18 protein-coding genes are annotated in these 18975 nt (G+C 62.5%); 12 read left to right on the top strand and 6 right to left on the bottom strand.

Annotated elements, in window-relative coordinates; translation table 11 throughout:
- Together GL300_RS25160 and GL300_RS25165 are read right to left on the bottom strand one after the other, a co-directional pair.
- A partial coding sequence (locus tag GL300_RS25160; protein WP_484555874.1) for a transposase occupies positions 1-206 on the bottom strand: 206 nt, incomplete at its 3' end.
- A 206-nt stretch (positions 207-412) separates the two neighbouring features.
- On the bottom strand, positions 413-2068 hold the full coding sequence (locus GL300_RS25165; protein WP_155042425.1) for a flavin monoamine oxidase family protein: 1656 nt from the start codon (positions 2066-2068) through the stop codon (positions 413-415).
- Between the two features lie 73 nt (positions 2069-2141).
- Between GL300_RS25165 and GL300_RS25170 the strand changes: the two genes are divergently transcribed.
- A complete protein-coding gene (locus GL300_RS25170; RefSeq protein WP_343043222.1) occupies positions 2142-2921 on the top strand; it encodes a carbon-nitrogen hydrolase family protein in 780 nt (259 codons plus the stop codon).
- 147 nt (positions 2922-3068) lie between these two features.
- Here GL300_RS25170 and GL300_RS25175 read toward each other — a convergent pair whose 3' ends face one another.
- A complete protein-coding gene (locus tag GL300_RS25175) occupies positions 3069-3476 on the bottom strand; it encodes an ABC transporter permease subunit (protein ID WP_155042427.1) in 408 nt (135 codons plus the stop codon).
- An 860-nt stretch (positions 3477-4336) separates the two neighbouring features.
- Between GL300_RS25175 and GL300_RS25180 the strand changes: the two genes are divergently transcribed.
- The 7 genes from GL300_RS25180 to GL300_RS25210 all read left to right on the top strand — a co-directional run bounded on the left by GL300_RS25180 (position 4337) and on the right by GL300_RS25210 (position 12212).
- The gene (locus GL300_RS25180; RefSeq protein WP_155042428.1) at positions 4337-4984 is read left to right on the top strand and encodes a TetR/AcrR family transcriptional regulator; all 648 of its coding nucleotides are present in this window, start codon (positions 4337-4339) and stop codon (positions 4982-4984) included.
- A gap of 283 nt (positions 4985-5267) precedes the next feature.
- On the top strand, positions 5268-6557 hold the full coding sequence (locus GL300_RS25185; RefSeq protein WP_155042429.1) for an aminotransferase class III-fold pyridoxal phosphate-dependent enzyme: 1290 nt from the start codon (positions 5268-5270) through the stop codon (positions 6555-6557).
- A 49-nt stretch (positions 6558-6606) separates the two neighbouring features.
- Positions 6607-7620 (top strand): ABC transporter permease, encoded by a 1014-nt coding sequence (locus GL300_RS25190; protein WP_155042430.1) that lies wholly within the window; start codon positions 6607-6609, stop codon positions 7618-7620.
- Positions 7617-8495, top strand: a complete 879-nt coding sequence (locus tag GL300_RS25195; RefSeq protein WP_155042431.1) for an ABC transporter permease — start codon at positions 7617-7619, stop codon at positions 8493-8495. The genes GL300_RS25190 and GL300_RS25195 overlap by 4 nt, the downstream gene beginning before the upstream one ends.
- A 10-nt stretch (positions 8496-8505) precedes the next feature.
- Positions 8506-9501, top strand: a complete 996-nt coding sequence (locus GL300_RS25200) for an ABC transporter ATP-binding protein (RefSeq protein WP_246195437.1) — start codon at positions 8506-8508, stop codon at positions 9499-9501.
- Positions 9498-10523: an ABC transporter ATP-binding protein gene (locus GL300_RS25205; RefSeq protein ID WP_246195439.1), complete on the top strand. Its 1026-nt coding sequence runs from the start codon at positions 9498-9500 to the stop codon at positions 10521-10523. The genes GL300_RS25200 and GL300_RS25205 overlap by 4 nt, the downstream gene beginning before the upstream one ends.
- A gap of 105 nt (positions 10524-10628) precedes the next feature.
- Complete coding sequence (locus tag GL300_RS25210) at positions 10629-12212, top strand: ABC transporter substrate-binding protein (RefSeq protein WP_155042433.1); 1584 nt, start codon at positions 10629-10631, stop codon at positions 12210-12212.
- Positions 12213-12289: 77 nt separating this feature from the next.
- Here GL300_RS25210 and GL300_RS25215 read toward each other — a convergent pair whose 3' ends face one another.
- From GL300_RS25215 to GL300_RS25225, 3 genes are all read right to left on the bottom strand, one after another.
- Entirely contained in the window at positions 12290-12955 is a 666-nt protein-coding gene (locus GL300_RS25215) for a class II aldolase/adducin family protein (RefSeq protein WP_155042434.1), read from the bottom strand.
- A 35-nt stretch (positions 12956-12990) separates the two neighbouring features.
- Positions 12991-14250 (bottom strand): four-carbon acid sugar kinase family protein, encoded by a 1260-nt coding sequence (locus tag GL300_RS25220; RefSeq protein ID WP_155042435.1) that lies wholly within the window; start codon positions 14248-14250, stop codon positions 12991-12993.
- A 230-nt stretch (positions 14251-14480) separates the two neighbouring features.
- Positions 14481-15368: a LysR family transcriptional regulator gene (locus GL300_RS25225; RefSeq protein ID WP_155042436.1), complete on the bottom strand. Its 888-nt coding sequence runs from the start codon at positions 15366-15368 to the stop codon at positions 14481-14483.
- A gap of 119 nt (positions 15369-15487) precedes the next feature.
- Between GL300_RS25225 and GL300_RS25230 the strand changes: the two genes are divergently transcribed.
- The 4 genes from GL300_RS25230 to GL300_RS25245 form a co-directional block, all read left to right on the top strand.
- Entirely contained in the window at positions 15488-16687 is a 1200-nt protein-coding gene (locus GL300_RS25230; protein ID WP_155042437.1) for an acyl-CoA dehydrogenase, read from the top strand.
- Positions 16687-17859: a CaiB/BaiF CoA transferase family protein gene (locus GL300_RS25235; protein WP_155042438.1), complete on the top strand. Its 1173-nt coding sequence runs from the start codon at positions 16687-16689 to the stop codon at positions 17857-17859. Before GL300_RS25230 ends, GL300_RS25235 begins: the two co-directional genes overlap by 1 nt.
- On the top strand, positions 17838-18716 hold the full coding sequence (locus GL300_RS25240; RefSeq protein WP_155042439.1) for a 3-hydroxybutyryl-CoA dehydrogenase: 879 nt from the start codon (positions 17838-17840) through the stop codon (positions 18714-18716). Before GL300_RS25235 ends, GL300_RS25240 begins: the two co-directional genes overlap by 22 nt.
- A gap of 12 nt (positions 18717-18728) precedes the next feature.
- Positions 18729-18975 (top strand): electron transfer flavoprotein subunit beta/FixA family protein (locus GL300_RS25245; protein WP_425495937.1); only part of this gene is annotated, 247 nt, incomplete at its 3' end.

An 18975-nucleotide genomic window follows, 5' to 3' on the forward strand; every position in this document is an offset into this window, starting at 1 on the left:
TCATACTCGGCGAGAACGCTGGCCTCGGCCTCCTCATCGTTCAACTCACCCCGATCAAACTGCGTCAGCCACAATTGGATGAGGTTGGCGGAGATCTGGTGCGTGCGCTGCGCATCCCGACGGCCGATCACCCCGGCACGGATGTCCTGGCAGAGTTGCAGCTTGAACGGGGTCGAATGCCGACGATAGGGTCCTCGTGATGTCATGAGCCTTCTCCGATCAAGGCCCGTTCAGCGTATCAATTTTCCGGCACCCGTGGTCCAGCCCGAGGGGTTCACTCCAGGATGTGCTGGACCAAGTGGGCATCGCTCAGCCAGCCCCGGGGCGGGCATAGGATGGGTTCCGCTTCAGAATTGCTCTGCTCTCTGCGAACTGGATCGTTTGTGACCGGTTCCCGGGTACCGCAAGCGGCTTAGTCAGGCAGGGCCACCGGCCCGACCGTCGGCCAGAGGTCGCCCGGCCCGAGGTTTTCTGCTGCGCATTTCCCTCCGAGATGGGTCATGATCCCCCACACGGCATTCAGCGCCGTCTGCACGGAACCTTCGACCCATGCCGGGGTCCAGCTGATACCGTCACCTGCAAGGAAGATGCCGCGCTGTTCCATCGGCATCTCGCCCTGCATGAAATGGCCATACATGCGATGGTTGTAGCGGTAATGGCCGGGCAGTGCCCCTTTGAAGGCGCCAAGGAAATTCTCGTCCGCCTCCCAGCTGACGCAGATCGGATTACCGCGGATATGGCTGCGGATGTCGACATCCGGATAGATCCGTTCCAGCGCCGCCAGCGCCAGCTCCACGCGTTTTTCCGGGCCATAGGGCAGCACCTTCAGCGCGTCGGTCATCCAGCTGTAAGACAGGCAGATCACCCCGGGCTTGTCCGGCCCGTTATCGAAGAAATAGGTGCCGCGGGTGTTCCGATCGGTCAGCGTCATCGACAGCAACGGCCGCCCGGTGGCCGGGTCGATGTCGTTCCAGAACGGGCGATCCACCATGACAAAGGTCTTCGCGGCCTGCATGTAGCGGGTGCGGTCCAGTGCCATCCAAAGCTTTTGGTCGAACAAGGCTTCATCCACCGCGACCGAGGTGGTCAGAAGATGGCTTTGGCAGGTGACCAGCACCGCGGCATAATCACGCGAAACGCCCCAAAGATCGGTCACCGTCAACCCGCCTGTGTCATTGCGGCTGATCTTGACCGCCCGGCCCAAGGTTGCCCCTCCGTTCAGCGCGGCCAGCGTGGTGCCTTCGGGCCAATGAGCGCAGATTGCGGGCTGGCGCCACAGGCAGTGCAGCACGTTCTCCACCCCTCCGACAATGAAACGTTGATGATCATCCAGCTCCAGCAGGTTGACGCGCAGGATCTCCAGCATGGAATTGGGAAAATCGCTGTCCCAGCCACCAGTACCGAAACCGACCTGACCGAAAACCTCGCGGTGCCGGAAACTAAGATTCTGGAAGGCTTGCGAAGAGACGACAAAATCATAGAAGGTCCGTTCGTCCCATTTTGCGACCATCGGATCCCAGATTGCCTTCAGGCGGACGACATCACGATTGCGCACGGCGTCGGTCAAGGCTGTGAAATCGGCGTGTTCTTCGAGCGCGGCGCGATAGGCGGCGGCGACTTCATGGTAAAGCTGCGGCAGATCGTCCAGCGTGCGGGCAAAATGCGTCTCGCCCTCCAGATCGATCACGGTCGAGCCTGCCGCCGGGGTCAGCGGGTTCGGGAACGGGCGGCTTTCCAGCTTCAGCGCCTCGACGTAATGATAGAAGGCCCGTGATGAGACTGGGAAGCGCATTCCGCCCAGCTCGGCGATGACATCCTCGGTGCCCTCGAAGGGTTCCGAGCGCAACCTGCCACCGAACTTGCCGGATTCGTAGATCTCGGGCTTCAGTCCCAGCTTCATCAGCTCATGACCAGCGATGATGCCGGCGGCCCCGGCACCGATCACGGCAACCGCCTGCCCATGCCGGTCGGCGGGGATACTGCCCAGCCCTGCGGGATGGGCCAGCCAATCGTCATAGGCAAAGGGAAAGTCGGGTCCGAAGGCAGTGACGGGCTTCTGGTTGCTCATGATCGGAGAGGCTTCCTAAGGGGCGAGAAATGGCGCAATTCTGCAACTGATAATGCTTTTGACGGAGTTTAAAGTGAAGTTGGCACTCTGGCAGTCGCCCCCGACGAATGGACGGATCGAGGACGGATTGTCGGCACTTTATACGCAGTTGCAGGCAGCGGCTGCTGCGGGGGCAAAACTACTGCTGGTGCCCGAGTTATTCCTGCCGGGCTACAACCGGCCAGATCTGCATGCCGAACTGGCCCAGCCGCTGGATGGCGCATGGATCACCCGCCTGCGCGACATCGCGGCGAGGACGGGCTGCGGCGTCTGTCTTGGTTGGGCCGAGCGCGATGGCGATGCCGTCTACAACGCCGCCACCACCATCGGTCCAGATGGCGCAGTCCTTGGTCATTACCGCAAGATCCAGCTTTACGGCGCTATGGAGCAAGCCAGCTTCGCCCGTGGTGATGACCTCTGCCCGGTCTTTGCGCTTGAAGGCAGGCAGGCGGCGATGCTGGTTTGCTATGATATCGAGTTCCCCGGTCATTCGGCGGCGCTGGCTCAGGCCGGAGCGGACCTGATCCTTGTCCCGACCGCAAATCCGGTCGGATTCGAACATGTTCAGCGACGGTTGGTGCCTGCGCGTGCCCATGAGAATGACGCGGTGGTGGCCTATGCCAATTTGGTCGGACCTGAGGGGGATGTCACATTCGGCGGACTCTCGGTCATTGCCGGACCCGATGGTGAGGCCCTGGCTATGGCCGGCGCAAGGGGCGAGGCATTGCTGGTGGTCGATCTGATCGCCGCAGCAGCAGTGCCACGACGCCTGCGCTCGGCCCAGCGACAGGAATACCGCCCGGCAAGGAACTGATGTGGCGGTTGCCGGCAGGCGGCATGCATGGCCCGCGTGATGATCCGGACGGTCGAGACCGGAATGGTCGTCATCATCGCTTGGATATCGCCGAGAGGCACCGTCGCCAAGCAGTCTCCGTCGGCCGTCTTCTCCGGTCACCCGATTTCAGCGCAAACGCGGATCAAGTGCCGCATAGAGAAGGTCCACGATGATATTGCACAGCGCGATGAACAGGCCGCCCAGCAGCACCATGCAGATGATGGTCGGGCGGTCCTGATTGCCCACCGTCTGCACCGCCAGCGAGCCGACGCCCTGCAGCCCGTAAACCTGCTCGATCACGATGACGCCGCCCAGCATCAGCCCGATATCCGTACCAAGCTGCGTCACCAGCGTCATCGGGGTCGAGGGCATGCCGTGGCGCAGCACGACCTTGCGTTCCAACAGGCCCTTGGCGCGGGCGGTGCGGATGTAATCCTCGCCCAGGGGGTGAGCTTGCCCTCGATCATCCGGCCATTCGGATGCAACCGACCCTCGGTGCCCAATGCCGTGAAGCGCACGGGACGCTCCATCCATTCGCGCGGGACGAGAGTGAAGCTGCCTTCGGGCAACGGCCGCCCCGCAACCCGATAGCTTCCCGAGTGGTCCTCAACGTCAAAGACCAGTGTGCCTTCGACCATCCCATTGGCCTGATCCGTCAGATCGATCGTCAGCAGACCACCGGATGTGCCCGAACAGCTGTAATCGCCGGACCACGAACCTCCGAGCGTCATCTGCGCTCGTGCCAAGGCGGGTACGAGGATCGCAAGCACCGCAGCCAGCGAGAGCGCAGTCAAATACCGCATCGCAATCTATCATCCGGATCCTGTCCGGATGATAGGGCGACGATCATGGGGGCCTGCTGGGCACGCCTACCACGTCAGGGGAGTGCTCCACATGGCAAATCCCACTGACGTCTGATCGATGCTGAGTTGAAGCTCTTGCAGATGGCAGATAATTCGCACAGCGCTGTGGTGCGTGGAAGGTCATGGTCAATACATGGGCGTAACCGACTGTCCGGATCTTACGATCTGGGCCTTGACGCTGAAAACCAAAAGCAATTCTGATGGCTAGGCGCTTGTGATGTTTATCGGTTTTACGAGCCGCGCTGGCCAGCAACAGGGCCCAGTTCTCTCGCGACGTATCTACCGGTGCATTCTATGGCTTCAAACGCGAACACGCGGCTATTAGCGCGAGGTCCAGATCGTCCGGTCACGGCAGGGCATGGCCGCGTTCGACCATGACCGATGCTGGATCACGGATCGTCGGTCCCCTCTGCGGGAGGAGTTAATACCTCTGGTTGTAGTGCAAGGAAGCCGTCTTATTGTATAAAGTCGACGATGGTTAGTGCATCGGCTATCCTCGAATGCCCAAAGACATCTGACCGAGAGTGAAATGTGACCCAGCTAGCACCCGACAGCGCTCTGACGCATCGTAAGCCGCAGCGCAAGCAGGGGCTCAAGCGTTTCGACCTGCTTCTGGATACTGTAGAGGCGCTGCTTGAGGATCCAACGGTCGAGGATATCTCGCTGGCGCTGGTTGCCGAGCGGGCGGGTGTTCCGATCTCGTCCCTCTATCACTTCTTCCCGAATCGCGACTCGGCTTATTTTGCCTTGGCGCAGCGCTTTCATCAGGCGCTGCACGAACTGGCCGAACAGCCGCTGCCACATCGTCCTGCCAGCTGGCAGGAGTTGATCGAGATCAAGCAGCGAAACGGTGCGCACTATCTTAACGCACATCCCGCTGCCCTGCGCCTGTTCATGGGCGCCGGGATGAGCATGGATGTCCGCAATCTCGACATGTACAGCAACGCGCGGCTGGCGCGCGGGCGGGCCGAATTCATTGGCCAGTACTTTCACACTGAGCATGTCGAGAACTTGGAGCGGCATCTGGCGATTGCTATCGGCCTGGCCGATGGGATCTGGGCCGTCTCCTATAGCGAGACCAAGGAAATCACCCCGTATTTCCTGAAGGAGGCGACGCGGGCCACCATCCTTTACCTGCGGTCCTATCTGCCGGAATTCCTGGCGCCCCGCTTGCCTTAACCCGAATCGGTTCGAACAGGTCACCCCCCCCCCTGTCTTCATAGATCACGCGTGAACGGTCACACGTGACACCGTGCACCCTGTCGCTTCTGCGACGGGGTTTTCTGATGTCTCGTCCTATTGAAATTGCAGCACAAAGAATAATGGAAGAAATTTGACTAACTAAGCCTAGTTTTGCATATAAGCCCCTTAAAATTAGTTGATAGCCGAATAATCAACGACTATGATGCAATGCATAACTGCCATGTATCAGGCGGGAAGCTGGTTGCTCGTGGAGACAAGCATGAAAGATTTTCGGCAAAGGGAACTGGTCGAGCGGGCCCGTTTGGTGATCCCCAACGGCATGTATGGCCATGAATCTGTGGCGTCTCTGCCTGCAGGGTTCCCGCAATTCTTCTCGCGCGCCGACGGGGCCAGCATCTGGGATGCGGATGGCAACAAATTTGTCGACCTGATGTGTGCCTATGGGCCGAATTTGCTCGGCTACGGGAATGCGGGCGTCGAATGGGCAGCTGAACGGCAACGCGCGCTTGGCGACACCTCGACTGGTCCGTCCGAGATCATGGTAAAGCTGGCCGAAGATTTTGTGGCTATGATAGATCACGCCGATTGGGCGATGTTCTGCAAGAACGGCACTGACGCGACGTCGATGGCGATGGTCACAGCGCGGGCCTATCGCGGTCGGCGCAAGATCCTGCTGGCGCGCGGTGCCTATCACGGCGCGGCCCCCTGGAACACGCCCGGCTTGGCCGGGATCGTGGCCGAGGATCGCGCTCATGTCATTTATTTCGACTATAACGACCTGAACAGTCTGGCCGATGCGATCCGCGGGCATGAGGGCGACATCGCCGGCATCTTTGCCACACCCTTCCGGCATGAGGCCTTTGCTAACCAGACCGAACCCAGCCTTGAATACGCGCAAGGCGTGCGGCGCGTCTGTGACGAACTGGATGCACTGCTGGTGGTGGATGAGGTTCGGGCCGGTTTCCGGCTGTCGCGCGATTGCACATGGTCATTGCTGGGGGTGCGCCCCGATCTGTCCTGCTGGGGCAAGGTCCTGGGCAACGGCTATCCGATTTCGGCGCTGCTCGGCGCGGAAAAGGCGCGGATCGCGGCGGGCAGCATCTATGCCACCGGTTCGTTCTGGTTCTCGGCCGTGCCGATGGCGGCCGCGGTCGAGACCCTGCGTCAAGTGCGCGAAACGGATTACCTTGAGCGTCTCACGGACATGGCGCTGCGCTTCCGTGCGGGTGTCGCGGTGCAGGCTGCGACCTATGGTTTCGGCGTGATGCAGACCGGTCCCGCGCAGATGACGCAGATCCTGTTCGAGGACGATGCCGATCTTCGTCGTGGTTTCCACTGGGTGCGCGAGGCGCTGGAGGGCGGGCTCTACCTGCATCCCTGGCACAACATGTTCTTCTGCTCGGCCATGACCGAAGCGGATCTGGAAGTGTCGCTGACCGCAACCGACCGGGCCTTCGCCGCGCTGAAGGCGGTCGGTGGCAAGCTGCCCGCGCAGGATAATGCGGCGATCCTGACCCGGATTGCGCGCATGGCAAAATCGGCCGCATGAAACGAGTTGGCCGTTCCGTCGTGACGGCCCAAGCAGAAAGGAGAGGCGGATGTTGCGCTATATCTTTCGCAGGTTGATCGCCGTTCCGTTGCTGCTTCTGGGCGTGGCGACGGTGGCCTTCTTCCTGTCGCAGACCACACGGGGCGATCCGCTTTCGGCAGTGGTGCCCGAAAGGCAGATGAACAATCCCGAGATCGTGGCTGCGGCGAAGGAACGTTGGGGCCTCGATAAGACTCTGGCCGAGCGCTACGTCATCTACGTCTCCAATCTGGCGCGGGGCGATCTGGGAACGTCCTTCACCACTCGTCGCCCGGTCAGCGCCGACCTTGCCGAACGCCTGCCCGCGACCTTTGAGCTGGTGCTGGCCGCGATGACCTTCGCCACGGTTGTCGGCGTCGGCCTTGGCGTGTTGTCGGCGCGGTATCAGAACGGACCCATCGACCATTTCAGCCGGATCTTCGCGTTGCTGGGATCGTCCCTGCCGGTCTTCTGGTCGGGTCTGATCCTGCTTTACCTGCTGACCGTGCAGCTCGGCTGGTTCCCTGGACCGGGGCGGCTGAGCGCCCATACTCCGCCGCCGCCGCCGATTACCGGACTCTACACGCTCGATTCCCTGCTGACCGGCAATATTCCGGTGTTTCTGGAAAGCCTGCATCGCCTGATGTTGCCGGCGATCGTGCTGGGTTGGTCGGTGGTGGGCGTCATCACCCGGCTGGTGCGGTCGAGCCTACTTGAGGTGCTGGGTCAGGACTACATTCGCACCGCCCGCGCCAAGGGCGCGCTGGAGGGGCGGGTCATGATTCATCACGCGCTGCGCAATGCGCTGATCCCGACCCTGACCATCATCGGCTTTGCCTTTGCCTATCTGATCACCGGTGCCGTGTTGACCGAGGCGGTGTTCTCGTGGCCGGGCATCGGGTCCTACGCGGTCAGTGCGGCGCGGGCTCTGGATTATCCGGCCATCATCGGCGTGACCCTGCTTGGATCTCTGGCCTTTCTTCTTGCCAATCTCGCGACCGACATCGCCTACGGTCTCGTCAATCCGAAGGTCAAACTGCAATGAACACGGTAACCATCGAGGCCCGCAAGGACGGGCGGACCAAGCCGGGGGTCATCCGCAGGGTTCTGTCCCTGCTGGCCGGATTGCCGCCTTCGGTGCTGTTCGGCGGGGCGATCGTGCTATTCTGGCTGGTCACGGCGCTGACAGTGCAGTTCTGGCCTCTGCATGATCCGCTGGCGCTGGCGGGCCGCCGGTTGCAGCCGCCAAGTGCGGATCACTGGCTGGGCACGGATGCGCTGGGACGGGACGTGCTGTCGCGGACCTTGCATGGCGCGATCTATTCCATGCCGATCGCCACCATCGTGGTGCTGGCAGGCGTCGTGATCGGCGCGGCGCTCGGCGCCATCGCCGGCTATGTCGGCGGCAAGGTCGATGCGGCGATCATGCGGCTGGTCGATATCACCGTGGCCTTTCCACCGATCCTGCTGGCCATGACGATCACCGCGACGCTTGGACCGGGCATCGTCAACGCCGCCATTGCCATGATCATCGTCTGGTGGCCGATCTATGCCCGGCTGATGCGGGCACAGGTGCTGGAGGTGAAGGAGCGCGAGCATGTCGAGGCGGCCATCGCCGGTGGTGCAGGCCATATCCGCATCCTTGGCATCCATATCCTGCCGCTGTGCTGGGCTCCGATCCTGATCAACGCGACGATGGATTTCGGTCAGGTCGTTCTGCTTGCCGCCTCGCTCAGCTTCGTGGGGCTGGGGGCCACTCCACCGACGCCGGAATGGGGCTCGATGATCTATGATGGGGCCAGCCGCTTCTATTCCTGGTGGATCGCCTTCGGGCCGGGCATGGCGATCCTGACGCTGGTGCTGGGCTTCAGCTTCCTTGGCGACGGCCTGCGCGACTATTTCGACCCGAAATCGCAGTGAGGGGATGACCATGATGGAACAAAGCAAGGAACCCCTTCTCGAAGTTCGCGACCTTCGCGTCGATTTTCGTGTCCCCGGCGGCTACGCGACGGCCATCCGCGGCGTCGATCTGACCGTCGGACGAGGAGAGGTCGTCGGTCTGGTCGGCGAATCCGGCTCGGGCAAGAGCATTTCGATGATGGCGCTGCTGCGTTTGCTTCCGGCTGCGGCGCGGGTCAGCGGAATCGCCCGCTTCGATGGCGTCGATCTGTTGTCGCTGTCGCCGCGGGAACTCAGCCACATCCGCGGCGGCCGGATCGGCATGATCTTTCAGGACCCCCTGACCGCCTTCAATCCGGTGCTGACCATTGGAGCGCAGATCGTCGAGGCGCTTCAACTGCATGACCGCAACCTGTCCGGCAAAGCGGCCTGGACGCGGGCCGTAGAGCTGCTGGCCGAAGTCGCCATCCCTGAGCCGGGCCGCCGCGTGCATCAGTATCCGCATGAGTTCTCGGGCGGGATGCGGCAGCGGGCGATGATTGCCATGGCAATCTCGAACCGGCCGCAACTGCTGATCGCGGACGAACCCACGACCGCGCTGGATGTGACGGTGCAGGCGCAGATTCTGGAACTGCTGCAGCGGCTGCGCGAAGAACTGAACATCGGAATGATCATGATCACCCATGATCTGGGCGTTGTGGCCGGAATCGCTGACCGGGTGATGGTCATGTATTCGGGCCGGGTCATCGAGCGGGGTCAGGTGGATGACGTGTTCTACGCCTCTCGCCACCCCTATACGCGCGGTTTGCTGGCCGCCCTGCCCAAACTTGATGGCGCACGCGAGGCATTGGTCGGGATCGCCGGCACGCCGCCCTCGCTGATCAATCGCCCGGCGGGCTGTGCGTTCCGACCCCGTTGCAGCCATGCCGAGGCGGTTTGTGCCACGGCGGAACCGCCACTTCTTCGCGCAGGTCAGCTTGAAAGCGCCTGCTACGTTTCCGACCGCCTGTCCGGGATGACACCATGAGCCAGATGCAGCAATCCGTCCCCGTCCTGGAAGTCCGGGACCTTGTGAAGGATTTTCCGGTCGGGAAATCCCTTGTTCTGGGCCAGCCCACCGCGCATGTGCGCGCAGTGACCGGCGTATCCTTTGATATCGCTTCGGGGGAAACGCTGGGTCTGGTCGGGGAATCCGGCTGCGGGAAATCGACGCTTGGGCGCTGCATCATGCAGCTTCTGAAGCCGACCTCGGGCCGGGTGGCCTTGGCCGGGCGCGAGATCACCGGCTCTGGCCCCGCCGAGCTGCGCGAGATGCGCAAGGAATTGCAGATCGTGTTTCAGGATCCGCTGGCTTCGCTGCATCCGCGCATGAAGGTGCGCCGGATTTTGAAGGAGACGCTGCGCCTTGGCCATCTGGACCGGCGCGCGACCGAAGCGCGGGTGGATGAATTGCTGGATCTGGTGCAGTTGCCGCAGGAAATGGGCGAACGCTATCCGCACCAGCTGTCGGGCGGGCAACGCCAGCGGGTCGGCATCGCCCGCGCCCTTGCACTGGAACCCAAGGTCATCGTGCTGGACGAGCCGGTTTCGGCGCTGGATGTCTCGGTTCAGGCCAGCGTGCTGAACCTGCTGCAATCGCTGCAGGACCGGTTGGGCTTGGCCTATCTGTTCATCGCCCATGATCTGGCGGTGGTGCGCCACATCTCGGATCGGGTCGGGGTGATGTATCTGGGCGGGATCGTGGAAATCGGCACAGTCGACGACCTGTATTCCCGACCCCAGCATCCCTATACGCAGGCGCTGCTTTCGGCCATCCCGCTACCGGATCCGCGCGCCGAACGCGCCCGCCGCCGACTGCCGTTGAAGGGCGAGACGCCAAGCCCGATGAAGCCGCCCAGCGGCTGCCGTTTCCGCACACGCTGCTGGCGCGCGACCTCGAGATGCGCCGAGGTGGTGCCGCTGCTGACCGAACAAGCACAGGGTCATCAGGTCGCCTGCCACCACCCCGGACCGGAACCCGACGGTGCCGCGGCAAGACTTTCATCCTGATCCCCACCAGCGGGTCGGGTGAAGACGACCAGAAAGATAACATAACCGACTGGGAGAAATAGCATGACAAGACGTTCGGAAATGCGAGGGCCACATCGGCGCCCCATGGCCATGATCGCCGCTTTGGCCACCGCGACCACGCTGGCAGCATGGAGCGGCGCCCCCGCGTTTGCACAGGATCAGGCACCCTCGCTGATCGTCGCCCGCGACATGGATCTGAACTCGCTCGATCCGGCGCGCGCCTTCTGCGACACCTGCCAGATCTATCTAAGCGCCACCTATGATCGGCTGGTCGATATCGGCGCGGACAATACCTCGCTGGTACCGATGCTGGCCACCGATTGGACGATCAGCGCCGACCATACCGAGGTCACCTTCAAGCTGAACCCCGCCGCGCGTTTCGCCGATGGCAGCCCGGTCGAGGCCAAGGACGTGAAATGGAGCCTTGAGCGCCTGAAGAATATCAAGGGCGGCTTCTCCTATATCATGGACGGCGTCATCAGCGTCGAGGCCCCCGATGCGGCTACCGTGGTCGTCAAGCTGGACAAGCCGAATTCCGATTTCGTCGGATCGCTGTCCGCGCCCTATGCCGGGATCCTCGATTCCGATCTGGTGGCCCAGCATGGCGGCAACGCCAATGCCGACGCGGCCTCGACCGACACCGCCGAGGAATGGCTGCTGGCGAATTCCGCCGGTGCCGGTCCCTATGTGCTGTCAGCCTACAGCCCCAACAATGAGCTGCGGCTGAAGCGCAACGACAATTACTGGGGCGACAAGCCTGCCGTTGGCGAGTTCGTCTTCCGCCAGACCAAGGATGCCGTCGCCCAGTCCCAGCTTCTGGAAAGCGGCAATGGCGACATCGCCATGAACGTCGATCCGACGACGGCGGGCAGCATCACCAATCCCGAGATCACCGTTTCGACCGTGCCGTCGTTCAACATGGTCTATCTGGTGCTCAGCCCCGGTGCCAAGAACCTACCGCATTCGCTGGACGCCAAGATCCGCGCGGCGATCGCCAAGGCCGTCGATTACGATACGCTGATCGACTTCACGCTGGAAGGGCAGGGCAAGCGGCTCGGCTCGCCCTTGCCCAATGGCTTCCCCGGATCGGGTCAGGTCGAGCCCACGGCTTTCGATCTGGAAGGTGCCAAGGCCTTGATGGCCGAGGCGGGTGCCGCCGATGGCTTCACGCTGGATGCGGTCTATCCGAACGTGAACCAATATGGCGTCGATTACTCGCTGATGATGCAGAAGGTTCAGCAGGATCTGGCTGCGATCAATGTTCAGCTGAACCTGCAACCGGTCGAATTCTCGGTCTGGCGCGAGCGGATCAATGGCGATGGCATCCCGCTGACGGCGGTGTTCTTTGCGCCCGACTATTACGGCTCGGCGCAATACGTGCAGTATTTCGGCATGATGGACGGCACCGTCTGGTACAAGCGCGCCGGTGGTGCCAACGACCCGACCCTGGCCAATCCGCAGACCCCCGAACTGCTGGCCAAGGCGCTGGCCAGCGAGGGTGAGGAAAGCGCGAAGTATTACAGCGAACTGGCGTCAATCATGGCCGCAGAAAACATTATCCTGCCGATTGTCAGCCCGGATGCGGTCTTTGTCGCACGCAAGGGGATTTCCGGCCTGCGTTACAGCGCCTGCTGCAATCTGGTGCTGTCCGACATCACCGTGGATTGACCGAAAAGGCACCGGTCGCCTTGCGGCCGGTGCCTTTTTTCGGATCATAGGGCGGGGGCTTGTCGGCCCCCGTTTCTCTATTCGCCGTTCACTGTCGTAGGCTTGCCGTAGCCATAGGATTTGTATGCGGCGCGCACCTCGGCCATTTCCTCGGCCGTCAGCAGCACTGGCTGGCCCATGGAGCGCGCCAGCTGGTATTGCCGGGCCAGCGTCTCCAGTTTGTCGGTGCGGGCAAAGACCGTCCCAAGATCGGGGCCAAGCGCGATCATGCCGTGATTGGCCATCAGACAGGCGCTGTACGTGATGCCCATGGTCGCTGCCGTTACATCGGCCAGTTCCTGCGATCCAAACAGGGCATAGGGGGCGCAAGGCACCTCATTGCCGCCGAAACCGGCGACCATGTAATGAAAGGGCGGGATCGGCTCGCGCAGTGTAGAAACCGCGACGCAATGGGTCGGATGGGCATGCAGAACGGCCATCGCCTCGGGGCGGGCGCGATACAGCGCCGCATGCAGCGCCCATTCCGACGAGGGTTTCCAGCCGCCATGAAAGCCGCCGTCCAAAGTTACTTCGGCGATCTGTTCGGGCTGCATCGCGTTCGGGTCGATGCCCGATGGCGTGATCAGCATTCCCGCCCCGAACCGCACCGAGATATTCCCGGCGGTGGCATTGGACAGGCCCCGCGCGATGCATTCGCGGCTGTAATGCACAAGCGCCTGCCGGTATTCGTATTCCGTCGTCATGTTGTCGTGTCCCGGATCGGAAGGGTTGAGCAAGCTCAGTTGCGCATGGCATCTATGGCGCGCACCAGCACATCGGTGACGCCCAGCTTGCCGGATTTGAGGAAGAAGGACACCGGGTCCGGACCTTCGGCGACACAGAAACCGCCGCCCAGCGGGCCGCGCGGCATTGACCGCATCCGCGTGATCCCAAGCGCGCCGACCACCGCGCCCGAGGTCTCTCCGCCGACCACGATGAAACGCCGCGCCCCTGCGGCATGCAGGCGGCGGGCGATTTCGGCCAGCATATGCTCGGCCTTGCGCGCCGCGCCGATCCGGCCCAGCTGCGCCTGAGCCGCAGCCACGCCATCGGCATCGGTCTGTGTGGTGATGGCAAAGGGGCGCGTACCCAGATGCAGGGCGGCAAAGGTAAGCGCGGCGTCGATCTGTGCCGCAGTGCTGTCTGGGTCAAGCAGGTCGATGTGGTGGACCGGATGCTGGGCGGCAAAGGCGGCAAGCTGGGCCTCCGCCACCGGGCCGACGCTGCCGACCAGAACCGCCAGCGGCCCTTCGGCGTGGCACGTAGGGGGCGCGGTTCCCGTCAACGCGGCACAACGCGCCAGCCCATGGGAAACGACCAGCGGATCGCTGGCCACAAAGGCGCGGCTTTGCTGGACAAGCGTGGTCGATGTGTCGATATCGCCTTTATCGGCGGTATCCAGAAGGACATGCCGGAACCCCGCCGCGAGGCGGTCAGTCAGCGCCAGCTGCGCGGCGGCGGGTCCTTTGATCAGCACGTCATGTGGGATCAGGCCGACCGGAGTTTCCGTTTGCAGCGACAGGAACCGCGCCAGATTGGGGTCGGGCATCGGCGTTACCGGGTCAAAGCGTTTGTGCGATTCATTCACTGGCGTGTCCCGCACGAACATATGTCCCTGAAAGACCGTGGTGCCGAATTCGGGAAAGCCCGCGCTGATCAGAAGCGGCTTCTGGTCGTAACGCGCGGACAGCATCTCGGCGGCAGGTCCGATATTGCCCTCGGGCGTGGAATCGAAGGTCGCGCAGGCCTTGTAGGCCACGCAGTCGCAGCCCAATGCATCCAGCGCGTCCAGCGCTGCCGTCAGTTCGCTGCGGGCCTCGGCCACCGGTGCCAGCCGCATCCGCCCGGCAATGACGGCGATCGGGGCAGCGGGTGGCTCGGCCACGGCGGTGATCGGGTCGAAATAGACCGGGCATTCCAGCCCGGCTTGTTCGAAGTAGCTGGCAACCAGAAGGCCGCCGGTGAAATCATCCGAGACGATGCCATAGACCGGTTTCATGATGCTTGGTGCCTCCTGCGCATTGTCGGGCCTGAGCTGACGCGCTGACGGCGTGCGCAAACCTGTCTGATGGATAGGCTTGGAAGGTTATATAGTCAAATAAATTCGATTATAAATAGGAGTTACTCCGCTATAACGGCAGTTTGTCAGGGATATCTTGTGAGTTACTGATAATTTTTCTGCTATCTTCGTCGACGGAACACCACTATCCGATCATTGCCGCACTGCCGTCAGGCTTGGGTTGTCGACAGCCAGTTCCTGAAGGCTTGAAGCGGCTTGAGTTCCTTCTTTCGCAGGGGCCAGGCCAGCCAATAGGCACCGTTGCCGGGCACAGCCGGGGTCAGCACCGGACATAACCGGCCTTCGGCGATCTCGACGCGGGCCAGATAATCCGGCAGCAAGGCGATACCCATGCCCGAAATCGCGGCCTGAATCATCATCGAGAACTGATCGATCATCATGCCGTTGACCTGCGGAGGGACCGATACCCCCTGTCCGCGAAACCATGCCGCCCAGGCGTCGGGCCGCGTCGGCAGCAGCAACAGCACCATCCCGCCCAGATCCGCAGGGGTACTCACCGGGGTCTGCGCCAGAAAGCTGGCCGAGGCGCAGGCGGTCAGCCTCTCGTCGAAAAGTTTCAGATGGGCGGCGTCGGGCCAGTCGTCCTGTCCGTAGTAGATCACCGCGTCGAACGGTTCCGCATCGAAGCTGAAACGGCTGAACTTCGTTGTCAGGTTGATCGATACGCCCGGATGCGCGGACAGGAATTGCGGCAGGCGCGGGGCCAGCCAGCGGGTGCCGAAGGTGGGCAGGACCGCCAGATCCAGCGTGCCGCCTTCGGGATTGGCGATCAGCGACATGCTTGATCGCTGGATCAGGTCCAGCGCGGCCGAGATGTCGCGGTAGTAGCGGTGCGCGGCCTCGGTGGGCACCAGCCGCTTGCGGTGCCGGATGAACAGCGGCAGGCTCAACTGCTCCTCAAGGTTCTGGATCAGCCGGCTGATCGTGCTTTGGGTCAGCCCGATATCTGCGGCCGCACGGGTCACCGAGCCTTCGCGCATCACCGCGTCGAAGGCCAGCAGCAGGCTGAGATTGGGCAGGAAACGTCGATGCCGCATAGTTCATTCACTTTATGCATGAACTTATGAGGATTATCCGTTTTTAGCCTGTTCAGCAACGATCTAATACATGAACAACTGCCGCAGATGCGGTCCTCAACTTGGCGAAAGGGTCGGATATGTCGACAAAATCCCACAAAGGCACCGCGTTTTCGTGGTCGGATCCGTTTCTTCTGGACGATCAGTTGACCGAGGAAGAGCGGATGATCCGCGACAGCGCCGCCGCCTTTGCCGCCGAAAAGCTGATGCCGCGGGTCAAGGATGCCTATCTGCACGAGCATACCGACCCCGAGATTTTCCGCGAGATGGGCGCCGTCGGCCTGCTGGGCGTCACCGTCGATGAGGAATATGGCGGGGTCGGGGCCTCCTATGTCGCCTACGGTCTGGTGGCGCGGGAAATCGAGCGCATCGACAGCGGCTATCGCTCGATGGCCTCGGTGCAAAGCTCGCTGGTGATGTTCCCGATCGAGGCCTATGGCAGCGAAGCGCAGAAGCGCAAATACCTGCCTAAACTCGCCACCGGTGGGTATATCGGCTGCTTCGGCCTGACCGAACCTGACGCGGGTTCCGACCCGGCGGGGATGAAGACCGTCGCCCGCAAGACCGACGGCGGCTATGTGCTGAACGGGGCCAAGACCTGGATCTCGAACGCGCCGATTGCCGATGTCTTCGTGGTCTGGGCCAAATCCGAGGCCCATGGCGGCAAGGTGCGCGGCTTTGTCCTTGAAAAAGGCATGAAAGGCCTGTCCGCGCCCAAGATCGAGGGCAAGCTCAGCTTGCGCGCCTCGATCACCGGGGAAATCGTTCTGCAGGATGTTGAAGTCGGCGAAGAGGCGCTGCTGCCCGGCATCGAAGGCATGGGCGGCCCCTTCGGCTGCCTCAACCGCGCCCGCTACGGCATCAGTTGGGGCGCGATGGGCGCTGCCGAGGATTGCTGGTTCCGCGCCCGCCAATACGGTCTGGACCGCCATCAGTTCAACCGCCCGCTGGCGGCGACCCAGCTGTTCCAGAAGAAGCTGGCCGATATGCAGACCGAGATCACCCTGGGGCTGCAGGCCAGCCTGCGCGTCGGGCGGTTGTTCGACGAGGGCAAGTTCGCGCCCGAGATGATCTCGATCGTCAAGCGCAACAATTGCGGCAAGGCGCTGGAGATCGCGCGGCAGGCCCGCGACATGCATGGCGGCAATGGCATCCAGATCGAATATCACGTCATGCGTCACGCCCAGAACCTTGAGACGGTGAATACCTATGAGGGGACGCATGACGTGCATGCGCTGATCCTAGGCCGGGCACAAACCGGATTGCAGGCGTTCTACTGATGGCCGAGGCGCCGCTGAAAGGGCTGAAGGTCGTCGAGTTGGCCCGCATTCTGGCCGGCCCCTGGATCGGTCAGACCTTGGCCGATCTGGGTGCCGAGGTCATCAAGATCGAGGCCCCCGAGGGCGATGACACCCGCCGCTGGGGCCCGCCCTTCATCGACCGACCGCGTGCGGACGGCACCACGGAACGGGTCGCGGCCTATTTCCATGCCGCCAATCGCGGCAAGACCTCGGTCACCTGCGACTTCAACGATCCGGCGGATCTGGCGCGGCTGAAGGCGCTGATCGCCGATGCCGATGTGCTGGTCGAGAATTTCAAGCTGGACGGTCTTGCCCGCTTCGGGCTGGATTACGAAACTCTGGCCGTCGACAACCCACGGCTGGTCTATGCCTCGGTCACCGGCTTCGGGCAGGACGGTCCGCGTGCGGCGCAGCCCGGATATGATTTCCTGATCCAGGGCATGTGCGGGATCATGGACCTGACCGGCGATCCGCAGGGTGAGCCACAAAAGGTCGGCGTGGCCTGGATCGACATCTTCACCGGGCTTTACGGCGTCATTGCCGTGCAGGCCGCTCTGGCCGAGCGCGCCCGCTCGGGGCTGGGGCAACATCTGGACCTGTCGCTGTTTGATTGCGGCATGGCGGTGATGGCCAATCAGGCGACGAATTATCTGCTGGGCGGGCAGGTGCCGCAGCGCTTGGGCAATGCCCATCCCAATATCGTGCCCTATCAGCTGTTCCCGACCTCGGATGGCCACGCGATCATCGCCTGCGGCAATGACCGCCAGTTCGCGGCCCTCTGCAGGGCCCTTGAGCTGGACCATCTTGCGCAGAAGCCGGATTATGCGACCAACCCGGAGCGTGTCGCGCATCGCGCTGTGCTTGTGCCCTTGCTGTCGGAGGCCACGTCGCTGAGGACGCGACAGGACTTGATCGCGCTGCTGGAGCAAGCAGGCGTTCCCGCCGGGCCGGTGAATGATCTGGCCGAAGGTTTCGCCGATCCGCAGATTGAAGCGCGGGGCCTTCGGATCGCTCCCGAGGGCATCGCGGGTCTGCGAACGCCAATTAATCTGTCCCGCAGCCGTCTGAATACCTCGCGCGCGGCGCCTGTGCTTGGTGAGGGGTACTGGAGCTTTACGGAGGGCGCGCCATGCAACCGATCCAACGCGTAGGCATTGTCGGTGCCGGTCAGATGGGGCGGGGCATTGCCCAGGTCTTTGCTTGCGCCGGCTATGACGTCCTGCTGACCGATGTGTCGCATGACGCGCTGTGCGAGGCAGTGGCCCAGACCGACCGCAACCTCGGACGCCAGGTCGACCGGGCCAAGCTTACCTCCGCCGAGCGCGCCGCAGCGATGAGGCGGGTCGGTACAACGCTTAATGTGACCGAGCTTGGCAATTCGGATCTGGTAATTGAGGCGGCCACCGAGCGCGAAGCGGTCAAGCGGGCCATTTTCGCCGAACTTCTGCCGCATCTGAGGCCGGACACCATTCTGACCTCCAACACCTCGTCGCTGTCGATTACGCGATTGGCCAACAGCACCGACCGGCCCGAGCGCTTCATGGGTTTCCATTTCATGAACCCGGTCCCGGTCATGCAGCTTGTCGAGTTGATCCGGGGCATTGCGACCAATGAGACGACCTACAACACGCTTGTCGGGGTCGTGGAACGGCTTGGCAAGACCGCGGCAAGTTCCGAAGATTTCCCGGCCTTCATCGTCAATCGCGTGCTGATGCCGATGATCAATGAGGCGGTCTACACGCTTTACGAGGGCGTGGGCTCTGTCCGTGCCATCGACCAGTCGCTGAAGCTCGGCGCAAATCACCCGATGGGCCCGCTGGAACTGGCCGATTTCATTGGTCTGGATACCTGTCTTGCCATCATGAATGTGCTGCATGACGGGCTAGGCGACACGAAATACCGCCCGTGCCCGCTGCTCGTGAAATATGTCGAGGCCGGGTGGCTGGGTCGCAAGACCGGCCGCGGCTTTTATGATTATTCGGCCAACACGCCGGTACCCACCAGATAAGGGGCATCAACAATGAAAATTCTCGTGCCAGTCAAACGCGTGATCGACTACAACGTGAAGGCCCGTGTGAAGGCCGACGGTTCGGGTGTCGATCTGGCCAACGTCAAAATGTCGATGAACCCGTTCGACGAGATCGCGGTCGAGGTCGCCAAGGCCGAAGGCGCGGATCTGGTCATCGCCGGCAAGCAGGCGATCGACAATGACATGAACGCCACCGGCCAGATGGTCTCGGCGCTGCTGGGTTGGGGTCAGGCGACCT

It is taken from the genome of Paracoccus litorisediminis (genome assembly GCF_009711205.1).
GTDB classification, from domain to species: Bacteria; Pseudomonadota; Alphaproteobacteria; order Rhodobacterales; family Rhodobacteraceae; genus Paracoccus; species Paracoccus litorisediminis.

Bases quoted from the DNA above. Each gene is read 5' to 3' on its own strand.
- GL300_RS25210 (WP_155042433.1), top strand. From the start codon at position 10,629: ATGGCCATGATCGCCGCTTTGGCCACCGCGACCACGCTGGCAGCATGG.
- GL300_RS25205 (WP_246195439.1), top strand. From the start codon at position 9,498: ATGAGCCAGATGCAGCAATCCGTCCCCGTCCTGGAAGTCCGGGACCTT.
- GL300_RS25200 (WP_246195437.1), top strand. From the start codon at position 8,506: ATGATGGAACAAAGCAAGGAACCCCTTCTCGAAGTTCGCGACCTTCGC.
- GL300_RS25230 (WP_155042437.1), top strand. From the start codon at position 15,488: ATGTCGACAAAATCCCACAAAGGCACCGCGTTTTCGTGGTCGGATCCG.
- GL300_RS25235 (WP_155042438.1), top strand. From the start codon at position 16,687: ATGGCCGAGGCGCCGCTGAAAGGGCTGAAGGTCGTCGAGTTGGCCCGC.
- GL300_RS25185 (WP_155042429.1), top strand. From the start codon at position 5,268: ATGAAAGATTTTCGGCAAAGGGAACTGGTCGAGCGGGCCCGTTTGGTG.
- GL300_RS25175 (WP_155042427.1), bottom strand. From the start codon at position 3,476: ATGGATGGAGCGTCCCGTGCGCTTCACGGCATTGGGCACCGAGGGTCG.
- GL300_RS25240 (WP_155042439.1), top strand. From the start codon at position 17,838: ATGCAACCGATCCAACGCGTAGGCATTGTCGGTGCCGGTCAGATGGGG.
- GL300_RS25165 (WP_155042425.1), bottom strand. From the start codon at position 2,068: ATGAGCAACCAGAAGCCCGTCACTGCCTTCGGACCCGACTTTCCCTTT.
- GL300_RS25225 (WP_155042436.1), bottom strand. From the start codon at position 15,368: ATGCGGCATCGACGTTTCCTGCCCAATCTCAGCCTGCTGCTGGCCTTC.
- GL300_RS25215 (WP_155042434.1), bottom strand. From the start codon at position 12,955: ATGACGACGGAATACGAATACCGGCAGGCGCTTGTGCATTACAGCCGC.
- GL300_RS25195 (WP_155042431.1), top strand. From the start codon at position 7,617: ATGAACACGGTAACCATCGAGGCCCGCAAGGACGGGCGGACCAAGCCG.
- GL300_RS25190 (WP_155042430.1), top strand. From the start codon at position 6,607: ATGTTGCGCTATATCTTTCGCAGGTTGATCGCCGTTCCGTTGCTGCTT.
- GL300_RS25220 (WP_155042435.1), bottom strand. From the start codon at position 14,250: ATGAAACCGGTCTATGGCATCGTCTCGGATGATTTCACCGGCGGCCTT.